This window comes from Rhodoferax ferrireducens (assembly GCF_003347515.1).
Lineage (GTDB): Bacteria > Pseudomonadota > Gammaproteobacteria > Burkholderiales > Burkholderiaceae_C > Rhodoferax.
Genome location: NZ_QEII01000083.1, coordinates 1 through 306, shown reverse-complemented (window position 1 = coordinate 306; position 306 = coordinate 1). Strand labels below are relative to the sequence as shown.

Annotated in this window: 1 protein-coding gene; it reads right to left on the bottom strand. The window is 56.2% G+C overall.

All coding sequences use genetic code 11. From position 1 onward, the window contains the following. A partial coding sequence (locus C5P05_RS00335; protein ID WP_198674558.1) for a serine hydrolase occupies window positions 1–254 on the bottom strand: 254 nt, incomplete at its 3' end. Window positions 255–306: the final 52 nt, after the last annotated feature.

Here is a 306-nt window from a genome sequence, read left to right as displayed (position 1 = left end):
TCAAGTTGCGCTAAGGGTGCGAAGATGATCTTCGCAATCTGTTCGGCGATGGCGTCCGGCGCGGGTTCATGGGAATCACTGTTTGCAAGCACGGCAATGAATACTTGCTCCTTGGGGAAACGCAACGTGTCCGCGCTAAAGCCGCCAATGTCACCGCCATGCTCCAGCGCGTCGTTACCGCGGAGTTTGCGAATGACCCAGCCATACCCATAGCCCGTGTGGCTTCTGTCATTTAACGTGAAGTCTTTGGCCATTCGTTCCCAGGAGTCGCGCCTCAAGAGTGCGCCTATCCTGATGGCATTGTCC